A 21,849-nucleotide genomic window follows, 5' to 3' on the forward strand; every position below is an offset into this window, starting at 1 on the left:
ACGTTCGCCCATGTCGGTTTCTGAAAAATCATTACGTTCTATCTTGCAAAAGATATATCTTTGAATAGATATGGCGACATGAAGCAAACTTCCTGGAGAGGTACTCACATGTTCAACCACCCGAATTTCAATCATCGTTGCCGCGGAGAATGGTCCATGTCGGGCCAGAATGAAGGCGGCAGGGGCGGTGGCCGCCATGGCCGCGGCGGTCCCTTCGGTCGTCATCGCGGCGGCCCGTTCGGCGGCCGCGGCCCGCGCATGTTCGATCCCGGTGCCCTGCGCCTGGTCGTGCTAGGCCTGATCGCCGAGGAGCCGCGCCACGGCTATGACATCATCAAGGCGCTGGAGGCCAAGTTCCAGGGCGCCTACAGCCCGAGCCCGGGCGCGATCTATCCGATGCTGCAGATGCTGGAAGAGGCCGACCTCGTCGTCTCCGTCGCCAACGGCAACAAGAAGCTCTATTCGATCACCGAGCAGGGCAAGGCATATCTTGAGGAGAACGCCGCCGAGTTGGCCAAGATCAATGCCCAGATCGACGAAACGTCGACGCAGGTCAGCGGCGTTGCGCTGGGCGACGAGGTCAAGGCGCTGAACTTCGCCGTATTCAGCCGGCTGCGCAGCGGCTCGTTGACGGCGGCACAGGCCGAGAAGGCGCGCGAGATTCTCAAGAAGGCGCGCCGCGATCTCGAAGACCTCTGAGTCCCGCGAATCCCCGATATGTCATAACTCCCGCCGCAAAGGCGGGAGTTTCTTTATGCAAAACCCGTCGACAGGCCAGATTTGCGGGCCGTTTCGAACAGTTTTAGTCAAAAGCCAATTTGCGCCGGAACCCGATCGCAACGGTCGCCGGCTAATACAGGTGCGGGTGAGCAAGGGGTGGCTTGAGAATGCTTGTTGGTCGTGCGATGTCGGGTGCGGTTTCGAATGTTCGCACCGCCGATCCATTGGCGACACCGGCCCGCCCCGAAGCTGCCAACCGCAATAGCGACGTCGCGTCGGACGTCATGGCACAGGCCGCATTGCCTGCCACCAACAGCCACATCTATGTGCCCGCCAAGCCTGTTCAGCAGGCGACGCCAGTCGCTATGCAAGAGCCGTCGCGTGCCCGCATGAGCGAAGTCGACGACGCCCACCGCACGGCATGGTCGGCGCTCAACAATGAGCGCTTTCGGCTCGCCATGGAAAAGCTGGGTGACGTGCGCACGTCTGATGCGGTGATGTTGATGCGTGCGGTCGAAGGCGCGGGCACCGACATCAAGTCGGCACTCGCGCGCTACGAAGAAAACAGCTGACGATCGAAGGGAATTTTAGCCGCGGCGGCGACGCTCGCGGCGGCCTTCGCTCGTCTCGGCAGTGTTCGGCGCGGCCAGCTTGTTGCGCATCGGGCCGATGCGCTCGACGATGACTTCTACGGTCGGACGGACGTCCTTCTTGTGGGCGTCGAGCGCCTTGCGCATCGCTGCCAGGTGTTCGAACGAGGTGCCGCAGCAGCCGCCGATGATCCTGGCGCCGCCATCGACCGCAAGGCGGACATAGTCGGACATCAGTTCCGGCGTGCCCGAATAGTGGATCTCGGTGCCGCGGAATTCCGGGATGCCGCAATTGCCCTTGACGATGATGGTGGCATCCGGCTTGGCCTCGCTCATGTCGAGCAGCGAGGCAAGGATGTCGGATGCGCCAACGCCGCAATTGGCGCCAACGCCAAGCGGCGTCTCTGCCAGACCGTCGACGACGCCATGGATGTCCTTGGGCAGCAGGCCCATCATGGTGCGGCCGGCGGTGTCGAACGAGCCGGTATAGGTGTAGGGCAGGCCGACGCGGATGGCCGCCTCGGCGGCAGCACGGATCTCGTCCGGGGCCGACATCGTCTCGATCCAGGCGACTTCGGCGCCGCCGGCCTTGAGGCCTTCGATCTGTTCGGCGAAGGCGTCGACGGCCTGGTCATAGGTGAGGGCGCCAAGCGGTACCAGCAACTCGCCGGTCGGGCCGACCGAGCCCGCGACGATGACCTTGCGGCCAGCCTTGTCGGCGACGGCACGTGCGATCTCGGCCGCGCGCTTGTTGAGTTCGAAGACGCGGTCTTGGGCGTGGTGCAGCTTCAGGCGATGGCGGGTTCCACCGAAGGAGTTGGTGAGGATGATGTCGGCGCCGGCATCGACGAACTTTTGATGCAGCGTCTCGATCTTCTCGGGCGCGCTCTCGTTCCACAGCTCGGGTGCTTCGCCGGCCTCGAGGCCCATGGCGAACAGGTTTGTGCCGGTCGCGCCATCGGCGAGCAGCACGCCCTTTTCGGCCAGCAGGGCATCGATCGGATTGGTCGTCATCGCAGCGACTTTCATATTGGGAGAGTGGATAACGATATAAAGAAGTCTTTATGTCCAGTCAACGTTTGCGTTCGACAAACCGCACTACCACGCGGCCGTGACTTCGACTTCGATCTCCGTGCAAATGCCGCCGTTGGTGGGATAGTGGTCGACCGAACAGGCGGTAACCACGAGCAGCAGGTCGCGCTCGGCGCGCAAGGTGACGTTGCCGCCGGGCGGGTTGATCGAGGCAAATACATCGATCCGGCCGTCGGGCTGCGGCAGCGAGTTCTGGAACAGGTCGACCGGGTCCGGCGTGAAGGGCAGGGTGATACCTTCATAGGCCAATGCTTTGTGCAGGTTGTCCTGGCAATTGGGATGATCGGCAAACCCGGCACGCACGTAAAGCGGGTGGTTGCAGGCGGGATAGAGCATGTCGTGCGGGCCGGGCGATGCGTCCTCGACCAGCGTCAGCAACGGCTCACCCGTCGTGCCGTAGAAGTGTTCGCCAACCTTGGGAAACAGCCGCTCGCCGATGTCGCGGGTATTCGACGTGCTCAGCCAGTCCTTCATGTCTGATGTGAACGCCCAGAGGTCCGCCACCTGCTGGCCCTTGGGGTCGATGATGCGGACAAGGTCGCCGCGCGACACGCGGATGGAACGGCCCGACTGGGCGGGCACGACGATACGATTCTGATCTGGCATGGGCTCCTCGAAATGAGCCTGCACGCTGCCGCAACGAAGCGCGAATTTCAACCAGGGCGCCGGTCAGGCCCAACCGGCGGGAAAAGACGCGACCGCGAGCCGCCTGGCGAATGCCGCCGTTTCGTGCGCGTTGATGTCGGCCGCGCGGATCAGGTTGTCAAAATGGCGGGTGAGCGTGCGGATCGGATCTGTCGCATACAGCACCAGGTACATGTCGCCGACATAGATCGCCGCCCGGGAATGGCCGAAGATCGTATAGGGCACGGAATAGCGCATGCGTCCGTCATAGAGAAACAGGCGGAACGTGGGGTAGAGGTCGTCGAGCAGGTCGGCCATGTGGCGAAGCTGCTGCTTGCGGTCGGTCTCGGGGAAGCCGGACCATACGCCCAGCCCGCGGGCAAAGATCTCGAGCGTGTGGCGCGGCATGCAGACCTCCATGTCGGTCTCTGGCCGGCGGTTGTAGTCGATCCGGTACTGGGTTTCTCCGGCCTGGACCTCACGGTTCTTGTTGGAGATGTCGGCCTCGTAGTCGACCAACGCTTCCGTTCTCAGCAGGTCGGGGATGCCGGCGGGCACATATCGGATCTTGGTGCCGGCCGCTTCGGCGTGCCACTTGGCGATCAAGGTGCGTTCAAAGCCGCCGGAGGCTTCCTCGATCTCCAGGCTTTCACGGATCTCGCCGGTGACGCCTTCGTCCTGGCTGAGGCCGAGCAGCCAGTCCAGCGACACCCTGTGCGCCGAGGCGATCGTCAGCAGCGTCTCGGCGCGGGGCAGGCGGATGGTCGCTCCTGAAAGCAGTTGCGACAGTGCGGAACGGTCTATGCCTACCGACGCGGCAAATGCCGACTGGTTGAGGCCGGAGCGCTGGACCAGCGACTTGAGGCGGTCGCGGAAGACGCCGGATAGATCGCGTTTGTCCATGGCTGGCAATCTCCGGATTCAATTTGCCCCAGCGGCAATGCCGGCCGCCGAAATTAGATTCATCTTTCAGTTTGTTTACTAAGTGTAACATTTGCGGCTTAAGCAGCGCAATGTAAACATTCTGTGCGCATTGTCGCGTTGAAGCGATGCATGATTACTGACAACATTATGTCAGGAATCAACGAGTTCCAGGCTTCACAAGGCAGTAGGCATCAGCATGGCAAAGCGGAAACACAAGCGCGGCACGACCACCACGGTCGAATGGCCGACGGTGTTTCTGATCGCTGCCTGCTACGGCGCCTGGCTGGTCGCCGGCTTCGCGATCTGGCCGAGCTATCCGGTCGCGGCCCTTGCGGTGATGGCGCTGGCGGTGGCACTGCAGTCGTCGCTGGTGCACGAAGTCCTGCACGGCCACCCGACACGCAACGCGCGCCTCAACGAGGCGCTGGTTTCCTTGCCGATCGGCGTTGTCTGGCCGTACCGCCGGTTCAAGACCATCCATCTGCGTCACCATGCCGACGAGCGCCTGACCGACCCGTTCGACGATCCCGAAAGCTACTACCGCGCGCTGTGGCAACATGACGACCTGCCGGAGGCGATGAAGCTTCTGCTCAGGATCAACAACACGATGGCCGGACGTTTCGTGCTTGGGCCGCTGCTCGCCTGCATCGGTTTCTTCATCGACGACGCCAAGCAGATCGTTGCCGGCGACAAGGTGATCCGCAAGGCATGGCTGCTGCATGCGGCGGGCCTGGCGATTGTCTTGCCCGTGGTGCAATTCAACTTCGGCGTGCCGATGTGGCTCTATGTGCTGGTCCCCGTATGGCTCGGCCAGTCGATCATCTCGATCCGCACCTTTGCCGAGCACCAGTGGTCGGAGCATCCCGAAGGGCGCACGATCATCGTCGAGCGCTCGCCGTTGTCGCTGCTGTTCCTCAACAACAACCTGCACTTCGTCCATCACAAGAGCCCGACCATTGCCTGGTACAAGCTGCCGGAACTGTTCCGCACCCGCCGCGAAGAATGGCTTAGGATGAACAAGGGTTATGCCTATCCGAATTACCTTTCCTTGGTCCGGGCCTATGCCTTCCGTGCCAAGGAGCCGGTCGTGCATCCGGCCTTGCGCAGGGCGCCGGAGCCGGGCCGGGCGTTCGCGCCGCGCGTCAGGGCGCGCAGCGTCCATGGATTGGGCACGGCACCCGTGCCTGCCGAGCCGCCGAAGGAATAACACTCCTGCAGCTTGCCAATTCCCGCATTCGAGCCTGAAATGATGCAATGAGCGACTTCATCGCCGCACTGCCCATGTATGACTGGCCCGAGATGGGCGACGAGGTCGATGCGCAATGGGCCAGGTTGCGGACGGCGATCCGCCAGCTTGGCATCGATGCACCGGAAACGCTGGCCCGGCGCAACGCCGACCTGCCGCCGGTTCCGGGCGGCATTCGCAATGCCGAGGGTGATACCATCGCGCCCGATCCGGTCACGCTGCCGCCTGAAGAACTCGACCTGCCGACGCTGTGGCGGCATCCGAAGTTGCTGTTTGGCCAAACCTGCTGGGGGCCGATGGAAACCACAGGCCTCGATTCAGCGGTGCGGGTGATCGGCCAGCCGAATTATGACGGCATCGAAGGCGGACGCGGCGAACTCTATTCCAGCGCCATCGTCGTGCGGCGCGGATCGGTGACAGCCGACCATGCGCATGCGCCCGATGGCGATGTGCCGCTCATCCCTCTCGACCTGATCCGCGACAAGCGCTTTGCCTTCAACAGCCACGACTCCATGTCGGGTTTCATCGGCATTTCACGCGATCTGGCCGGTTTGGGCGAAGGCTTGCGGATCTTCTCCGATCGGATCGAAAGCGGCGGGCATCGCAACTCGATCGTCGCGGTCGCCGAAGGCCGGGCAGATGTCGCGGCCATCGACTGCCAGAGCTGGGCCCTGGCACAGCGCTTCGAGCCGGCAGCAGGGGACGTGATGGTCCTCGGCTGGACCGCCAAGCGCAAGGGCCTGCCGTTCATCACCTCGAGATCGACGCCGGAGGGCGTGGCCATGCTGCTCGGACAGATTGTGGCAGCACGCGGTTAGCTCAGCCTGCGAGCAGCCGCTGATCGAGCGGATAGCTCGAAAGCTGCTCGTATCCACTCTCGGTGATCAGGATCTGCTCCTCGATCTTGACGCCCTCGTGTCCACCAAGGCGGCCGATGTAGCTTTCGACGCAGATCACCATTCCCGGTTCCAGCACGCCGTCGGGCGTATCCGCCGTCCAGTCCGAGGCGTGAGGCAGGGTTGGATACTCGTCGGCCAGTCCGACGCCATGGAACAGCACGCCGTAGCGCGCCGGGAAACAGTCTGCCGGCGGTACGGCTGCACGTTCAACCAGTTCGCGGAAGCCGACGCCGGGCTTCAGGAGCGCGGTGTTGTGGGCGATCTGGTCGGCGGCGATCCTGTAGAGGTCGCGCTGCTCGTTCGTGGGCTGCCCATCGCCACACAGCCAGGTGCGCGACAGGTCGGCGCAGAAGCCATAGGGACCGATCAGGTCTGTGTCGAAAGCGATGAGATCGCCTGCCTCGACAATGCGCGACGAACACTCCTGGAACCAGGGATTGGTGCGCGGGCCCGACGACAAGAGCCGGGTCTCGATCCATTCGCCACCGCGGGCGATGTTGCCGCGGTGCAGTTCGGCCCAGAGCTCATTTTCTGAAATGCCGGGGCGGAGCGCGGCTTGCATCTCGGCCATCGCTGCCTCGCAGGCGACGATCGAGCGGCGCATGCACAGGATTTCGTCGGGCGACTTGATCAGGCGCGCGCTCTCCATCACCGCCTCGCCATTGCCGACCGATATGCCCAGCCGGGCAAGTGCGTCGACGCCCTCATGGTCGAGATGGTCGACAGCGATGCGGCTGTTGCCGCCACCATGTTCGCGAACGATATCGGCGATGCCCTGCGCCCAGCGTCCGACCTTCATCTCGGTCAGTTCGCCGGCGTAGAGGTACATCCACGACACGGCCGGGCGGACCTCGTCGACGACGCCGGAGTGATCGGACAGGTGCTCGCAGGAAAAATAGTCGAACAGGACCACCGGTCCTTCGGCCGCCACGAAACAGTGGCGGGTCGGATTGTGCGCGACCCACAGCTGCATGTTGGTGCTGTCGGTGGCATAGCGGATGTTGACCGGATCGTAGAGCAGGGCGCCAGCGTAGCCGCGCCGCTTGAGTTCGGCGCGGAGGCGCTCGAGCCGGTACTTGCGCATGGCCGGCAGGTCGGGTGCCGCGATGCCGGCTGCCGCCCATTCGGCTTCCGCGACAGCGCCGTAGCCAAGCACATGGCTGTTCAGGCCCGCTGCCTTGGTGCGGGCCTGGTCGCGCAACTCTTCCGTCGAGCCCGAGCCGGGCTCGAACGGCATGATCTTGCGGTGGCGGCCGAAGCTGCCTTTTGCTGGGGTGTCCATCAGCGGCGACCTGCAGATGGCCGAGGTTGACGTTTCTTCGCGCCCCCCTCTGTCCTGCAGGACATCTCCCCCTCAAGGGGGGAGATCAGCCGCGGAGACCTTGGCGCTTGTGTGGGAAGGGTAGAGATTGGGCGAGGCCGTTGTGACAGCCAATCTCTACCCTTGAGGGGGAGATGTCCGGCAGGACAAAGGGGGGCAACGTAGAGCATTTGCGGTCCCAGTCTCTTGCTTGGAGCGAAACCTAACCCCGCATCTTGTCGCCCGAGGGATCAAAGGGCGGTTCGACATTGATGCGGGCAGGGCGGCGGTGGCCGAGGATTTCGATCTCGAACAGGCCTTCCGCCTCGTTTTCGGCAAGTGCTGCCGGCACATAGCCCTGAGCCATCGACTTCTGGACATAGTGGGCATAGCCACCCGACGTGACCCAGCCGACGACGCGCCATTCGCCGTCGACGATGCCGCGCACGGCGGAGGCGCCGGTGGCGGCGTCCGAGCCGCGTACTTCCTTGCCGGTTTCGTCGAAGCGCGGCGCGCCGTAGCCATGCGGCTTCTCGACGGTGCCGAAATCCTTGGCGCCGACCTTGGCCCAGATTGGCTCGTCGCCCATCACATCGGCATCGTGGGCGTCGACATAAAAGGAAACGCGGCGAAGTTTCGGCCCTTCGGCGTGCTCCTTGGCGGCTGCCTCGCGACCGATGAAGTCGTTCTTCTCGAGCTTGATGAAGCGCTCCATCGAACCTTCGAACGGGCCGTAGATCGGGCGAAGCTCACGGAACCAGGTCGGAAAGTTCTTTTCGAGGCGCATCGACAGAAGCGCGCGCATGCCGAAGTCGACGATGCCGAACTCCTCGCCGGCGTCCTTGATCGCCTCGTAGACCAGGCGCTGGTAGGCGGGTGCCATCCAGATCTCATAGCCGAGATCGCCGGTGTAGGTGATGCGGTTGACCATGCAGGGCGCGCCGCCGACGGCCATCTCGCGGAAGTCCATGAAGCGGAAGGCCTTGCTGGAGACGTCGACGTCGACCAGCTTGGCCAGCAGCTCCTGCGACCTGGGACCGGCTATGGAAAGGCCGACGAGCGTCTGGTCGAAACGGTGGATGCGCACCGAACCGTCCTTGGGCAAGTGCTTTTCGAACCAGCGCAAGTGGTACTTCTGTGCGGCCGACGAGCCCCAGATCATGAACTTGTCGTCGCCCGTCTTGGCGATGGTGAAGTCGCCGATCAGCCTGCCCAACTCGTTCAGCATCGGCGTCAGCACGATGCGGCCCTTCTTCGGCATGCGGTTGGTCATCAGCCGGTTGAGGAAATCCTCGGCCGCCGGGCCTGACACCTCGTACTTCGCGAAGTTGGCGATTTCGGTCACGCCGACGCGGTCGCGCGTCGCCCGCACTTCGTTGCCGATATGCTCGAAGTCGTTGGAGCGGTGGAACGAGACGATGTCCTTGGGTTCTTTGCCCTTCGGCGCGAACCACAGCGGCGTCTCCAGGCCCCAGCTGTCGCCCATCACGGCGTTGTTGGCCACCATGGTGTCGTAGAGCGGAGTCGTCTGTGCCGGCCTGGCGGCCGGGAGCTCTTCATTGGGGAAGCGAATCGAGAAGCGGCGCGAATAGTTCTCGCGTACCTTGGCGTTGGTGTAGCGCAGGCTTGCCCATTCGCCCCAGCGCGCGACATCCATGCCCCAGACGTCGAAGCCCGGATCGCCATCGACCATCCAGTTCGACAGCGCGAGACCGACGCCGCCGCCCTGGCTGAAGCCGGCCATGACGCCGCAGGCGACCCAGAAATTGGTCAGCCCCTGAACCGGGCCGACGAGCGGGTTTCCGTCGGGGGCGAAGGTGAAGGGGCCGTTGATGACCTGCTTGATGCCGGCGTTGGCGATGCCGGGGAAATGCTGGAAGCCTATCTCAAGCGAGGGCGCGATACGGTCCAGGTCGGGCGCAAGCAGTTCGTGGCCGAAATCCCATGGCGTGTTGACCGGCGACCACGGCTTGCAGGCCTTCTCGTAGGTGCCGAGCAGGATGCCGTTGCGCTCCTGGCGGGTGTAGATCTCGCCCTTGAAATCGAGCACGCCGATCATCTCGCGGCCGGTTTCCTTGTTGAACGCCTCGACCTCGGGCATCGGCTCGGTCAGCAGGTACATGTGCTCCATGGCGAGCACCGGCAGCTCGACGCCGACCATGCGGCCGACCTCGCGCGCCCACAGGCCGCCGCAGTTGACGACGTGCTCAGCTTTCACCGTGCCCTGCTCGGTAACGACGTTCCAGGTGCCGTCGGGCTCCTGCGTCAGTTCCTTGACCGGGTTGCGTAGCACGATCTCGGCGCCGAGTTTCTTCGCCGCCTTGGCGTAGGCATGGGTCGTGCCCGATGGGTCGAGATGGCCCTCGACAGGATCCCACATGGCGCCGACGAAGTGCTTTTCGTCCATCAGCGGGAACATCTTCTTGGCTTCGGACGGGGTGATCAGCTCGGTGTCCATGCCGAGATAGCGGCCCTTGGCATGGGCGAGGCGCAGGAAGTCCATGCGCTCGGGGCTGTCGGCCAGCATGACGCCGCCGGTCAGGTGCAACGAGCAGGACTGTCCGGAAATCTCCTCCAGTTCCTTGTAGAGCTGCACCGTATAGGCCTGCAGCTTGGCGACGTTGGGATCGCCGTTGAGCGTGTGGAAGCCGCCGGCGGCATGCCAGGACGAACCCGACGTAAGCTCCGAACGCTCGATCAGCATGACGTCGGTCCAGCCGGCGCGGGCGAGATGGTAAAGCACCGAGCAGCCCACCACGCCGCCGCCGATGACAACTGCTTTCACATGGGATTTCATATGGTTATGTCCGATTGTGCGTAAGATGAATCAGGAAGTGGCGATGGATCAGGCGGCGCCGACGGCCTCGATCTCCAACAGCCAGGATTCGTCGAAGATGCCCGTGATGATGACGGTCAGCGCGATCTTGCGCTCGCCGATCACCTCGTTGCGAATGCGCCGGTTGTCGAGGCTGTAGGCGCGGTCAGACAGGAAGATCGTCACCTTGACCAGATTGTCGAGGTTCATGCCGGCAGCATGCAGCTGGGCCTCGACATTGCTCCACGCCAGCCGGCACTGGCTTTCGAAATCGGTGGGGACAGTTCCGTCCTTGGCCACCGGAATCTGGCCGCTGATGAACAGCGTCCGGGAGTGATTGGTCACCTCGATCGCTTGCGCGTATCCGGTGACGACGGCCGGTGCATCGGTCGAGTTGATTTCGCGCTTGTGCATCGAGACTTTCCTCAAAAATCGGTCGGTGCGCCGCCTTCGGCCCTGCGTTTGTCGACAAAAGCGTTGAGTTCTTCGCGGATGGCTGGGTCCATCCAGGGCTCCTCGTAGGAGGCCAGGCGCTCCTTCCAGACGCGGTTTGCCCGCTCCACAGCCGTTGGGCTGCCTGCCTCGGCCCAGGTCTCGAAATTGCGCCAGTCGGAAATGATTGGCGAGTAGAAGGCGGTCTTGTAGCGGTCCTGGGTGTGCTGGGTGCCGAAGAAGTGGCCGCCGGGGCCGACATCACGAATGGCGTCGATGGCGAGCGCATCCTCCGACAGGTCGAGCGGTGTCAGGAATTCGGCCACCATCTGCAACAGGTCGATGTCGAGGATCATCTTTTCGTAGGAGCAGCGCAGCCCGCCCTCCAGCCATCCGGCCCCATGCAGCATGAAATTGGCGCCGCTCTGGATCGCGCCCCACAGCGAAAAGACGCTTTCATAGGCAGCCTGCGCATCGACCGCGTTGGCGGCGCATACGTTGGACGTGCGGTAGGGGATGTTGTAACGGCGGGCCAGCTGGCCGCCGACAAGCTGTGCCTTCATGTATTCGGGCGTGCCGAAGGCGGGCGCGCCGGATTTCATGTCGACGTTGGAGGTGAAGCCGCCATAGCCGACGGGCGCGCCCTTGCGGACCATCTGGGTGAAGGCGAGACCCGACAGCGCCTCGGCGTTCTGCTGCACCAGCGCTCCGGCTATGGTCACGGGCGCCATGGCGCCCGACAGGGTGAAGGGGGTGACGATTACCACCTGGCCCATCGACGACATTTGGATGATGCCTTCCATCATCGGCACGTCGAGCTTCAGCGGCGAGTTGGTGTTGATGATGGTGTAGACCGAGGGCTCTTCCATCATCTGTTCGCGTGAGATGCCGCGGGCGATCCGGGTGATCTCGATGCCGTCGACATTGCGCTCCTTGCCGAGCGAATAGATGTGGAACACCTTGTCGGTCAGCGTCGCCAGATCGCGGATGCACTCGAGATGGCGCACCGAGGGATGGATGTCCACCGGCTCGACCGGATAGCCCCCGGTTGTCTGCAGGATGTTGTGCATCTGGGCGAGCTTGAGGAAGTTGCGGAAGTCGGCCTGGTTGCCGGGGCGGCGACCACGGTCGAGATCGGAACAGTTGGGCGCCGACGCCATCTGCGACAGCACAAGATTGTTGCCGCCAAAGCGCACATTGTGGGCCGGGTTGCGGGCGTGCAGCGTGAACTCGGCCGGCGCATGCGAGATCAGCTCGAGGATCATGTCGGAATCGAAGCGGACGCGCTCGGAGCCGTCACGCACGTCGGCGCCATGCGCCTTCATGATGCGGCGCGCCTCGTCGTGCAGAACATCGACGCCGATTTCCTTCAGCACCCGCAGCGAAGCGAGATGGATCGATTCCAGCTCGTCGTCGGAGATCAGCTTGGTCGGTGTGAAGGGTATCTTGAGCTGGCGGAACGGCGGCTGCTCGAAGGCCTGGGAACCGCCGGCGCGCTTGCCGGCACGGCCACCACGACGAGCGCGATCGGAGGCAGGAGCCGGTTCGGCTGTTTGCAGGGCGACGGTCATGGAGTCCTCACGGGCAAGCTTCAGTATCGCGGGGCATAATGGACTGGGCCGGAAAGCCTTATTGCGGAGGCGGCGACCAATAGCGCGAGGGAAACGACATCGCCGATGGGACTGGACCGACGTTCTCCGATGTGGTGATGCAACCCGCATGTGGCGGTTCGTCGATAGGATCGCGGCCATTCGATTCTCCTGGTGATCTGTTTTGACAACTTCGACCTCCACCGCAGCCGAAGCGCCATTGAATTGGGCGGCACTGGGCGGCGTTACCGCCGCATTGGCAATGTTCGGCGCGGCGCAAGGGCTGAGCTACCCGCTGTTTTCGCTGCTGATGCAGAAGCAGGGCATGTCACCGGCGATGATCGGGCTGTCGGCTGCGATGATGCCGCTGGGCCTGATCGCGTCAGCGGCCTTCGTGCCGGCGGCCGTGCGCCTGGTCGGGGCACGAAACCTCGCCATCGCATGCTCTCTCGCCGGTGCTCTTTGTTTCCTGCTCATCGGCTACCTGCAGGACTGGGTCGCCTGGTTCGTCGTCCGCTTCATGATCGGCGTCGTCATCAACCCGCTCTACATTCTCGGCGAGGTCTGGGCGCTGTCGATGGCTCCGCCGTCGCGTCGCGGGCGGGTGATGGGGGTGTTCAACACCCTGATGGGGATGGGCTATGCCACCGGGCCGCTGGTGCTGACCATCGTCGGCACCTCGGGCTGGACGCCCTTCGCCGTGGCGATCGTGGGTTTCATCGCCTGCGCGATCATCCTGCGCATGATGTCAAATCTTTCGGGCTTCGAGGAGGATGGCCAATCGGTCGGCGGGGTGATGGGGTTTGCCGCGCTAGCGCCGGCACTGCTGTTTGCCGTGCTGGTGTCGGCGGCCAACCAGCAGAGCACCTATTCGCTGCTGCCGATCTTCGGCGCGAGCCACGGCCTGCCTGAAGCGGTGCTCGCGGCAATGCTGACGGCACTGTCGATGGGAAATATCCTGTTGCAGATCCCGCTCGGCCTCTTGGCGGAGCGTGTGGGCGGCCGCACCATGATTTTGTTCTGTGCCGGGGCCACGGCTGCCTGCGCGGTGCTGTTGCCGATGCTGATCGAGACGCGGCTCATCTGGCTGGTGCTGGTGGTGATGGGGGCGGTCGGCTACGGCGTCTACACCATGGCGCTGGTCGAGCTCGGCAGTCGCTTCAACGGCAGCGCGCTGATCGCCGGCAATGCCGCCTTTGCGCTCATGTGGGGGCTGGGCGGCATCGTCGGGCCGCCAAGTTCGGGGCTGGTGATGCAGGCGGCCGGGCCGATCGGGCTGCCGGTCGTGCTGGCCAGCTTGAACGTCATCCTGCTTGCCTTCGCCTTCTATCGCATGGTGCTGCGCAAGCGGACTGCGGGCTAGTGAGGGCTGCGGGCAAGATGCGCGACGGCGACAGGCACCGTCGCGCCGGAAATGGTCAGTCGGCCTTGGCGACGTGCCAGACGCCGCCCTTGCCGTCGCCGCTTACGTCGCCTGCCTTCTTGTCCTGGACGAACGTATAGAGTGGCTTGCCCTCATAGGCCCACATCTTCGAACCGTCGTCGCGGGCGACAACCGTCCACTCGCCTTCGTCCTTGGCGTCGGCCGCAGCCATCAGCGGCGGCCAGTTGACCGCGCAGTCGCCATTGCAGGCCGATTTGCCGGCGCTGTCCTTGTCATAGGTGTAGAGCGTCATGCCGTTTGCGTCGGTGTACATCTTGCCACCGGCGCCTTCCGCGACCTTGGCGGGCTCGGCGGCGAAGGCGGCCACGCCGGTCAGGAACAGAACGGCGAGTGCTGTGGAAATTGTCTTCATGATGATCGCTCCCAGGAGTTCAGCCGACATGCCGGCTACACACGCAGACAACGCCTTTCCAGGGCGCTGTATTCCCGAAACCTTTTCACCGGTTGCGGATTTTCCGGCGCTTGTCGATTTGCAGAGTGCCGGGTTAGAGTGTCCACCATGTGCGCTCTCAACGCCCATATTCCGCTGCGGGAGGCAGCATCGAAGCCGTCGCCGCGGACCCGGCATACGGAGCTCCTGCGCCTTTGCGCGCGCATTGGCTATTCGCCGCCGCTTGGCCTCTGAATCCGCCCCGGCAGTTGCCGAATTGATTCAAGAGGAAGGCACAAGCCCATGACCTATCAGAACTATTCGCTGAAGCAGCTTCAGCAGATCGATGCCGCGCACCATCTGCATCCGTTCACCGACCACAAGGAACTGCGCGACATCGGCTCGCGCATGATCACCCGCGCCGAAGGGCCGTTCATCTACGATTCGGAAGGGACGGAACTGCTCGACGGCATGGCCGGCCTGTGGTGCGTCAATGTCGGCTACGGCCGCACCGAACTGGCCGAGGCAGCCTATGAGCAGATGAAGGAGCTGCCCTACTACAACTCCTTCTTCAAGTGCTCGACGCCGACGCCGGTGCTGCTGTCCAAGAAACTCGCGGAACTGGCGCCAAAGAACATCAACCAGGTGTTCTATGGCTCGTCGGGCTCCGAATCCAACGACACCGCGCTGCGGCTGGTCCGCCACTACTGGGCGATCGAGGGCAAGCCCGAGAAGAACCGCATCATCTCGCGCAAGATGGCCTATCACGGTTCGACGGTTGCCGGCACCTCGCTGGGCGGGATGGACGGAATGCACCAGCAGCTCGGCGGCGCTGTGCCGAACATCGTGCATGTGATGATGCCCTATGCCTACGAGTTGGCCCTGCCGGGCGAAAGCGACCACGATTTCGGCCTGCGTGCCGCCAAGTCGGTAGAGGATGCAATCCTGGAGGCTGGCGCCGAAAACGTCGCGGCCTTCATCGGCGAGCCGATCATGGGCGCCGGCGGCGTCAAGATCCCGCCGGCCAGCTATTGGCCGGAGGTCCAGCGCATCTGCCGTAAGTACGACGTGCTGTTGATGCTCGACGAGGTCATCACCGGCTATGGCCGCACCGGCGAGTGGTTCGCTGCCCAGACTTTCGGTATCGAAGCGGACACCATCACCACTGCCAAGGCGCTGACTTCGGGCTATCAGCCGCTTTCGGCGCTGCTGGTCGGCGACCGGATCGCCGCGACGCTGGTCGACAAGGGCGGCGAGTTCTACCACGGTTACACCTATTCCGGTCACCCGGTGGCCTGTGCCGTGGCGCTCAAGAACCTCGAGATCATCGAACGTGAAGGACTGGTCGAACGCGTCAAGACGGACACGGGTCCGTATTTCGCCCAGATGCTCAAGGAACGCATTTCCGGTCACGGCCTGGTTGGCGAGGTTCGTTCGGTCGGCCTGATGGGTGCCATCGAGATCGTCAAGGACAAGGCGACCAAGGAGCGCTTTTCGCCGGTCGGCAGTGCCGCGGTCGCCGTCCGCGATCATGCCATCGCCAACGGCATGATGATGCGCGCGACTGGCGACTCGATGATCCTGTCGCCACCGCTGATCTGGACCCGCGCCACCATCGACATGGCCTGCGACCGTATTCTCAAGGCGCTCGATCTCGCCGAGCGCGACCTGAGAAAGGCCTGATCACAAGACCGGGCAGGACATGCGCCTGCCCGGCCAAACTCAGTGAATGCATGGCGACGTCGGCGACGCCTCGCTGGCCGATATGCTCGTTCGCATGTCGTTTGTGCCGAGGTGTTTTCTTAGAATATGAAAATAAGCTTCTGAAAACATTACATATATGTAATGATGGCATTCATATTGGGTTCAGCTGGCGGCCGCTACTTCTCGACCTATCAACGAGAAGGAGCCTCCCAAATGAAACGCATCGTTCTTGCCGCCGTCGCCTTGTCGATGTTCGCAGCCCCGATGGCTCAGGCCCAGCAGCGCTACGAGGCACCGCGCCACGGCAGCCACTACAGCCAGCAGCAGAAATGGCAGGATTATCGCAAGAAGCCGTCAAAGCGGCACTACTGGTCAAGGGGCAAGCGCGTGCCCGACTGGCAGCGCAAGCAGGCCCTTCGCGACTATCACCGCTATGGCCTCAAGCGCCCCGGTTACGGCCAGCGCTGGGTGAAGGTCGACAATGATTTCCTGTTGATCAGCGTGGCGTCGGGCATCATCGCCGCGGTGGTGGCCTCGCGCTGACGCGGGGCAACCCAGTCCCAACTCGGAAAGGGCGGTTCGTCGGGCCGCCCTTTCTCGTTCCAGCTTCGGGGAGGGCGCAGGCTATTTCGCCTTCATTGCCGGATAGACCCGACAGATATTGGCATGTCGGTCCGTATTCCGAGGGCGCCAGTCGCCCAGGCGCGCATCTCTGGTGAAGCATCGCCGGACTTGAGTATCGATATGGCCAGCGTCGAGATATCCGCCGGTGGCTCTTTGTTGTTGGTTACGTAGGTGATGTAGCCGACCACGATCGCACATCCCACCGAGACGATCGGGGGCGCGAATAACATAGTTGCCCGCGCAATTGATCGGCAGCGTTGAAACAGGGTGGACTTCGGAAACTCGTCCTCATCAATTTGATCAGTCATTCCACTCCTCCTGGGAGACCGCAGAACACCAAGGTAGGATATTGATCTATATTAGTTAAAATGCGGATAATGGCTTTCTCGCGCTTCCGCGCCGGTGCTCGGCTGCACTGAGCGATCCGTTCGCGCAGAGAGGCTGAGCCGTTTCGGCTTGTTCATGACAGGGTGAGTGCTTATGTTGTGCACTGCACAATAGCCTGTGCCTGCCGATTGTCGGATGGGCCAGCGTGGTTCTTGAAACCGGAGCGCATCGCATGAAGAGCAGACGGTTGACGAGGGCCTCGCGCCAATCCACGACCATTGCCGGCAATCTGATGCTGGCGCCAATGGTCATGGCCATGCGGCTGCCGATGATGGCGAGTGAAGCGCAAAGTGGTGGGTTACTGCGTGGCGAGAGCCTTGCTGCCGTCACCGAGAAAACGAACGCCATGGCCGAGGGCATGGTCGCTGCGCAGATGTCCTTTTTCCACTCGGCGATGCAGTTCTGGCCAGAAGTGCTGTCAGGGCGCACGCCTTCGGTGCTGAACGGCGTGGCTGCCCAGCGTTCGGTTGCCGCGGCTCTGGGGCCGGCGAGCAAGCGCGTCAGGGCCAACTTCCGCCGGCTGGCGACCAAATCGTAGGCTGAAGCTGAACGCAAAAACCGCGCCCCGAAACGGGAACGCGGCTTTGCCACTTGAACGCATGGCCCTTCGCGACGCTTGACCCAGCGAAGGTTACTGCTCCGGTACGCAAGACCTGATCCGGAGCCCGGGGCGGCTGCGATGACCGCCCTTGCAAACCGTTTTACCCGGACATCGTTACCGCGTGGTTAGCGAGAGCTTAAGCAAACCTAAATTTTGAACTTTTTTGTCCTGGGTTGACCAGATCATGCGGAATCGCCGCGCAGGAACTTGATGATCCCCGAGAAATCTGTGCCGCCATGGCCGAGGGCGGCAAAGAGCGCGTAGAGCTGAGTTGCTTCGGCACCAAGCGGTGTCACGGCGCCAGCCTGCTGGGCGGCTTCCTGCGACAATTTGAGATCCTTGAGCATCAGGGCTGCGGCAAAGCCCGGCTGGTAGTCGCGATTGGCCGGCGAGTTGGGCACCGGACCCGGTACCGGGCAATAGGATGTCAGCGACCAGCACTGGCCGGACGACGTCGATGCGACGTCGAACAGTGCCTGGTGGGACAGACCGAGCTTTTCGGCGAGCACGAACGCCTCGGCGACACCGATCATCGAGATGCCGAGGATCATGTTGTTGCAGATCTTGGCCGCTTGTCCCGCACCGGCGTCGCCGCAATGGACGATACGCCCGGCCATCGGCTTGAGCACCGGTTCGGCCTTATCGAAGGCGGCTTGCGCGCCGCCGGCCATGAAAGTCAGCGTGCCGGCAGCCGCACCGCCGGTGCCGCCGGATACGGGCGCATCGACCGAGAGCAGGTCGTGCCTGGCTGCAATCGCATGGGCCTTGCGCGCGGAATCGACATCGATGGTCGAGGAATCGATGAGCAGCGCGCCCTTCTTCAGTTTGGGCGCGATGTCTTCGTAGACCGACAGCACATGCTTGCCGGCCGGCAGCATGGTGATCACCACATCGGCGTCCTTGGCGGCCGCGACCGCATTGGCCATGACGGTGACGCCGTTGCCGCGCGCGGTTTCAAGGTGCTCCGGCATCAGGTCGAAGCCATGGACGGCGTGTCCGGCCTTGACGAGGTTGGCGGCCATGGGATTGCCCATGTTGCCCAAGCCGATGAAAGCGACTGTGGTCATAGAGTGGTTCCTTCCAAGCAGCGAATGGCGAGTAGTGAGTAGCGAATAGGGAAGGCGGCGCGGGTTAGCGATCTATTCGCTACTCACATTCCCTATCTCCCAATCAAATGCCGCGCGATGATGACGCGCATGATCTCGTTGGTGCCTTCGAGGATCTGGTGGACGCGCAGGTCGCGCACCAGCTTTTCGATGCCGTAGTCGTGCAGGTAGCCGTAGCCGCCAAGCAGCTGAAGGGCATCGTTGGCAATGTTGAAGCCCGTGTCGGTGACGAGCCGCTTGGCCATGGCCGACCATTTCGACGCGTCATGCGCCTTGCGGTCTAGCTTCGACGCGGCAGCGTAGAGGAACAGGCGGGCCGCCTGGAGTTCGGTCTCCATGTCGGCGAGGCGGAACTGCAGCGCCTGGAAGCGGTCGAGGGTCTGGCCGAACGCCTTGCGTTCGGCGGTATAGGCGAGCGCCTTGTCGAGCGCGGACTGGGCGCCGCCGACCGAGCAGGCGGCAATGTTGAGCCGTCCGCCGTCGAGACCGGCCATGGCGATGCCGAAGCCGGCGCCTTCGCCGGAAAGCAGGTTTTCCGCCGGAACCTTGCAGTCGTCGAAGATCACCTGGCGCGTCGACTGCATGTGCCAGCCCATCTTGTGTTCGTTGGCGCCGAAGGAGAGACCGGGCGCATCCTTAGGCACGACAAGCGTCGAGATGCCCTTCGGGCCGTCGGCGCCGGTGCGCACCATGGCGACGTAGACGTCGCTGTCGCCGGCGCCCGAGATGAACTGCTTGGTGCCGTTCAGCACGTAGTCGCTGCCATTGCCGCCGCTGCGCACGGCCTTTGTCTTCAGGGCGGCGGCATCCGAACCGGAGCCCGGCTCGGTCAGGCAGTAGCTGGCCAGCCATTCCATCGAGGTCAGCTTCGGCAGCAAGCGCTGGCGCTGCTCCTCGTTGCCGAACCGGTCGATCATCGCCGCCGCCATGTTGTGGATCGAGATGAAGGATGAAAAGCCCGGGCAGGCATGCGCCAACTGCTCGAAAACGAGCACGGCGTCGAGGCGGGTGAGGGCCGAGCCGCCGACATCTTCCTTGACATACAGGCCGCCGAAGCCGAGCTGGCCGGTCTCGCGGATGACATCTTCGGGGAAGTGCTTGGCCTTGTCCCATTCGAGGGCAAAGGGCGCGACTTTTTCGGCGGCAAAACTGCCCGCCATTTCGCGGATGGCCAGCTGATCTTCGTTGAGTTCGAATTGACCGGCAGTCGCATCGATTGCGGCGTCCATGTCGGCCTCCCTGTCGTTTTTTGGCTATGCGCGACGTTCAATCTAGACCAATGATGCCGCCGCGCAACCCGACGAATACCGCGAAGCGGCTGTGCGGAATTTCGACAGCGAGGGCACTTGTGGCGACTTTTTTGAAGGATGGATCCGTCACTTTCAGCATCCTGCGCGGGCGAGCCTGACCATGGCCAAGGCGATCATGCTCCAGGGCACCGGCTCCGATGTCGGCAAGACCGTTCTGGTTGCCGGCCTGTGCCGCGCGGCACGCAATCGCGGGCTCAGCGTCCGGCCGTTCAAGCCGCAGAACATGTCCAACAATGCTGCCGTCGCCGACATTCCGGGCGAGGCGGGCGGCGGCGAGATCGGCCGCGCCCAATGGCTGCAGGCGATCGCCTGCGGGGTCAAGCCGTCGATCCACATGAACCCGGTGCTGCTCAAGCCGCAAAGCGATATCGGCAGCCAGGTGGTGGTGCAGGGCAAGGTTTTCGGGCACGCCAAGGCGCGCGACTATCAGGAACTGAAGCCGAAGCTGATGGGCGCCGTTCTCGATTCGTGGGCCAAGCTGGGCGAGGGGGCGGATCTGGTCATCGTCGAGGGTGCCGGCTCGCCTGCCGAGATCAACCTGCGCCCGCGCGACATTGCCAATATGGGATTCGCCACGCGCGCCAACGTGCCGGTGATCCTCGTCGGCGACATCGACCGCGGCGGCGTGATCGCATCGGTCGCCGGCACGCATCTCATCCTGCCGGAAGAAGACCGACGCATGATCGTCGGCTACCTGATCAACAAGTTCCGTGGCGACGCCAGCCTGTTCGACGACGGCATCACGGCGATCGAAGGTTTCACCGGCTGGCGCTGTTTCGGCGTCGTGCCGTGGCTCAAGGCGGCGGCACTCTTGCCGTCGGAGGACTCGGTCATCCTCGAACGGTTGGCCGGCGGCGAAAAGCGGGCGCTCAAGGTTGCCGTGCCGATGCTCGGGCGCATCGCCAATTTCGACGACCTCGACCCGCTGCGCGCCGAGCCGCAGGTAGAGGTGGTGTTCGTGCCGCCCGGCCAGCGCTTGCCCGAAGATGCCGGACTGGTTGTCATACCCGGTTCGAAGTCGACCATCGGCGATCTGCTGCTGTTCCGCGAAAACGGCTGGGATCGCGATCTCGAGGCGCATCACAGGCGTGGCGGCCATGTCGTCGGCATTTGCGGCGGTTACCAGATGCTGGGCCGTGTCGTGTACGACCCCTCGGGAATCGAGGGCAGTGTCACGGAAGCGCAGGGCCTGGGCCTGCTCGACGTCGAGACGGTGATGGAGCCGGAGAAGACAGTACGCAATGTCGAGGCGTATTCGGTGCGCTACGGTGAGCCGCTTTCGGGTTACGAAATCCATCTCGGGCGAACGACGGGTCCCGATTGCGTCAGGCCCACCGCCGTCATCAGCGGCGTCGACGACGGCGCGACCTCGGCCGACGGCAAGGTGTTCGGCACCTATCTGCATGGCCTGTTCGGCGCCGACGGCTTTCGCGGGCGTTTCCTGGAAAGCCTTGGCATCAGGGGCGGTGGTATCGACTATCGCGCCGAGGTCGAACGCGCTTTGGACGAGATTGCCGAACATCTCGAACGGCATCTCGACTGCGATGCCATCTTCGCCGCCGCGCGCTGACTGGCGCTATTCGACCCGGACGTCAACCTTCGGCCAATAGGTGCCGAAGCACCACACATTGCCTTCGGGGTCGCGGCAGATGAATTCGCGGCTGCCGTAGTCGCGGTTGGTCATCTCCTGGACGATGACCGCACCTGCGGTCTTTGCCCTGATGTAGACCGCGTCGGCGTCTTCGGTCGCGACATAGACGGACTTGCCGCCGTTCTGACCAGGTTCGCCAACGATGGTGCCGTAGTCGTCCGGGCGCGACGAGCCGATCATGACCATCGACGAACCGAGGGCGAGTTCGGCATGGCCGACGTCTTCGCCGCTCATGTATCTGGCATGGACGGCGAAACCGAAGGCCTCGCTTAGCCAGCCGATCATCCCGGCGGCGTCCTTGTAGCGGAGAGTGGGGAAGATCCTTTGAGCTTCGGGAGTGGGCATTTTGCGCCTCCTGCGTGGCGGATTGAACGACAACCCACTCTGGCGAAGACCAGTTCCACCGTATTGAACAAATGTT

21 protein-coding genes are annotated in these 21,849 nt (G+C 63.4%); 9 read left to right on the forward strand and 12 right to left on the reverse strand.

Features of this window, described 5'->3' with window-relative positions:
- Positions 1–156: 156 nt before the first annotated feature.
- Both GGQ99_RS03165 and GGQ99_RS03170 read left to right on the forward strand, forming a co-directional pair.
- A complete protein-coding gene (locus tag GGQ99_RS03165) occupies positions 157–699 on the forward strand; it encodes a PadR family transcriptional regulator (RefSeq protein ID WP_246389394.1) in 543 nt (180 codons plus the stop codon).
- A gap of 188 nt (positions 700–887) precedes the next feature.
- Positions 888–1,292: a hypothetical protein gene (locus GGQ99_RS03170; RefSeq protein ID WP_183260610.1), complete on the forward strand. Its 405-nt coding sequence runs from the start codon at positions 888–890 to the stop codon at positions 1,290–1,292.
- Positions 1,293–1,307: 15 nt separating this feature from the next.
- Here the strand turns inward: GGQ99_RS03170 and bmt are convergent, their stop codons facing one another.
- From bmt to GGQ99_RS03185, 3 genes are all read right to left on the reverse strand, one after another.
- Positions 1,308–2,324 (reverse strand): betaine--homocysteine S-methyltransferase, encoded by a 1,017-nt coding sequence (gene bmt / locus GGQ99_RS03175; protein WP_183260611.1) that lies wholly within the window; start codon positions 2,322–2,324, stop codon positions 1,308–1,310.
- Between the two features lie 84 nt (positions 2,325–2,408).
- The gene (locus GGQ99_RS03180) at positions 2,409–3,008 is read right to left on the reverse strand and encodes a DUF1989 domain-containing protein (protein WP_183260612.1); all 600 of its coding nucleotides are present in this window, start codon (positions 3,006–3,008) and stop codon (positions 2,409–2,411) included.
- 63 nt (positions 3,009–3,071) lie between these two features.
- Positions 3,072–3,929, reverse strand: coding sequence for a helix-turn-helix domain-containing protein (locus GGQ99_RS03185; RefSeq protein WP_108607808.1), 858 nt, complete (start codon positions 3,927–3,929; stop codon positions 3,072–3,074).
- 217 nt (positions 3,930–4,146) lie between these two features.
- Here GGQ99_RS03185 and GGQ99_RS03190 point away from each other — a divergent pair, with 217 nt between their 5' ends.
- Positions 4,147–5,157, forward strand: coding sequence for a fatty acid desaturase (locus GGQ99_RS03190; protein WP_183260613.1), 1,011 nt, complete (start codon positions 4,147–4,149; stop codon positions 5,155–5,157).
- Positions 5,158–5,204: 47 nt separating this feature from the next.
- The gene (locus GGQ99_RS03195; RefSeq protein ID WP_183260614.1) at positions 5,205–6,014 is read left to right on the forward strand and encodes a phosphate/phosphite/phosphonate ABC transporter substrate-binding protein; all 810 of its coding nucleotides are present in this window, start codon (positions 5,205–5,207) and stop codon (positions 6,012–6,014) included.
- A 1-nt stretch (position 6,015) separates the two neighbouring features.
- On the opposite strand, the gene GGQ99_RS03200 is transcribed toward GGQ99_RS03195, so the two are convergent.
- The 4 genes from GGQ99_RS03200 to GGQ99_RS03215 form a co-directional block, all read right to left on the reverse strand.
- The gene (locus tag GGQ99_RS03200) at positions 6,016–7,377 is read right to left on the reverse strand and encodes a M24 family metallopeptidase (RefSeq protein WP_183260615.1); all 1,362 of its coding nucleotides are present in this window, start codon (positions 7,375–7,377) and stop codon (positions 6,016–6,018) included.
- Between the two features lie 241 nt (positions 7,378–7,618).
- Positions 7,619–10,192 carry a GcvT family protein gene (locus tag GGQ99_RS03205; RefSeq protein ID WP_183260616.1) on the reverse strand — a complete coding sequence of 858 codons (2,574 nt, stop codon included), beginning with the start codon at positions 10,190–10,192 and terminating at the stop codon, positions 7,619–7,621.
- 48 nt (positions 10,193–10,240) lie between these two features.
- Positions 10,241–10,624 carry a RidA family protein gene (locus tag GGQ99_RS03210; protein WP_183260617.1) on the reverse strand — a complete coding sequence of 128 codons (384 nt, stop codon included), beginning with the start codon at positions 10,622–10,624 and terminating at the stop codon, positions 10,241–10,243.
- 11 nt (positions 10,625–10,635) lie between these two features.
- Positions 10,636–12,213: a trimethylamine methyltransferase family protein gene (locus tag GGQ99_RS03215; protein ID WP_108607814.1), complete on the reverse strand. Its 1,578-nt coding sequence runs from the start codon at positions 12,211–12,213 to the stop codon at positions 10,636–10,638.
- A gap of 280 nt (positions 12,214–12,493) precedes the next feature.
- Here GGQ99_RS03215 and GGQ99_RS03220 point away from each other — a divergent pair, with 280 nt between their 5' ends.
- Positions 12,494–13,594 carry an MFS transporter gene (locus GGQ99_RS03220; RefSeq protein WP_183262341.1) on the forward strand — a complete coding sequence of 367 codons (1,101 nt, stop codon included), beginning with the start codon at positions 12,494–12,496 and terminating at the stop codon, positions 13,592–13,594.
- A gap of 55 nt (positions 13,595–13,649) precedes the next feature.
- On the opposite strand, the gene GGQ99_RS03225 is transcribed toward GGQ99_RS03220, so the two are convergent.
- Entirely contained in the window at positions 13,650–14,027 is a 378-nt protein-coding gene (locus GGQ99_RS03225; RefSeq protein WP_183260618.1) for a COG4315 family predicted lipoprotein, read from the reverse strand.
- Between the two features lie 321 nt (positions 14,028–14,348).
- Between GGQ99_RS03225 and GGQ99_RS03230 the strand changes: the two genes are divergently transcribed.
- Together GGQ99_RS03230 and GGQ99_RS03235 are read left to right on the forward strand one after the other, a co-directional pair.
- On the forward strand, positions 14,349–15,728 hold the full coding sequence (locus tag GGQ99_RS03230; protein WP_183260619.1) for an aspartate aminotransferase family protein: 1,380 nt from the start codon (positions 14,349–14,351) through the stop codon (positions 15,726–15,728).
- 234 nt (positions 15,729–15,962) lie between these two features.
- Positions 15,963–16,292 carry an RcnB family protein gene (locus GGQ99_RS03235; RefSeq protein ID WP_108607817.1) on the forward strand — a complete coding sequence of 110 codons (330 nt, stop codon included), beginning with the start codon at positions 15,963–15,965 and terminating at the stop codon, positions 16,290–16,292.
- A 92-nt stretch (positions 16,293–16,384) separates the two neighbouring features.
- Here the strand turns inward: GGQ99_RS03235 and GGQ99_RS03240 are convergent, their stop codons facing one another.
- Positions 16,385–16,681 carry a hypothetical protein gene (locus tag GGQ99_RS03240; protein WP_183260620.1) on the reverse strand — a complete coding sequence of 99 codons (297 nt, stop codon included), beginning with the start codon at positions 16,679–16,681 and terminating at the stop codon, positions 16,385–16,387.
- A gap of 251 nt (positions 16,682–16,932) precedes the next feature.
- Here GGQ99_RS03240 and GGQ99_RS03245 point away from each other — a divergent pair, with 251 nt between their 5' ends.
- A complete protein-coding gene (locus GGQ99_RS03245) occupies positions 16,933–17,298 on the forward strand; it encodes a hypothetical protein (RefSeq protein WP_183260621.1) in 366 nt (121 codons plus the stop codon).
- A gap of 245 nt (positions 17,299–17,543) precedes the next feature.
- Here the strand turns inward: GGQ99_RS03245 and mmsB are convergent, their stop codons facing one another.
- Complete coding sequence (gene mmsB, locus GGQ99_RS03250; RefSeq protein WP_343061701.1) at positions 17,544–18,449, reverse strand: 3-hydroxyisobutyrate dehydrogenase; 906 nt, start codon at positions 18,447–18,449, stop codon at positions 17,544–17,546.
- A 71-nt stretch (positions 18,450–18,520) separates the two neighbouring features.
- Positions 18,521–19,696 carry an isobutyryl-CoA dehydrogenase gene (locus GGQ99_RS03255; RefSeq protein ID WP_108607821.1) on the reverse strand — a complete coding sequence of 392 codons (1,176 nt, stop codon included), beginning with the start codon at positions 19,694–19,696 and terminating at the stop codon, positions 18,521–18,523.
- 181 nt (positions 19,697–19,877) lie between these two features.
- Between GGQ99_RS03255 and GGQ99_RS03260 the strand changes: the two genes are divergently transcribed.
- Entirely contained in the window at positions 19,878–21,347 is a 1,470-nt protein-coding gene (locus GGQ99_RS03260; protein ID WP_183260622.1) for a cobyric acid synthase, read from the forward strand.
- 6 nt (positions 21,348–21,353) lie between these two features.
- Here the strand turns inward: GGQ99_RS03260 and GGQ99_RS03265 are convergent, their stop codons facing one another.
- Positions 21,354–21,773: a VOC family protein gene (locus GGQ99_RS03265; RefSeq protein WP_183260624.1), complete on the reverse strand. Its 420-nt coding sequence runs from the start codon at positions 21,771–21,773 to the stop codon at positions 21,354–21,356.
- Positions 21,774–21,849: the final 76 nt, after the last annotated feature.

This window comes from Aminobacter niigataensis (assembly GCF_014200015.1).
Lineage (GTDB): Bacteria > Pseudomonadota > Alphaproteobacteria > Rhizobiales > Rhizobiaceae > Aminobacter > Aminobacter niigataensis.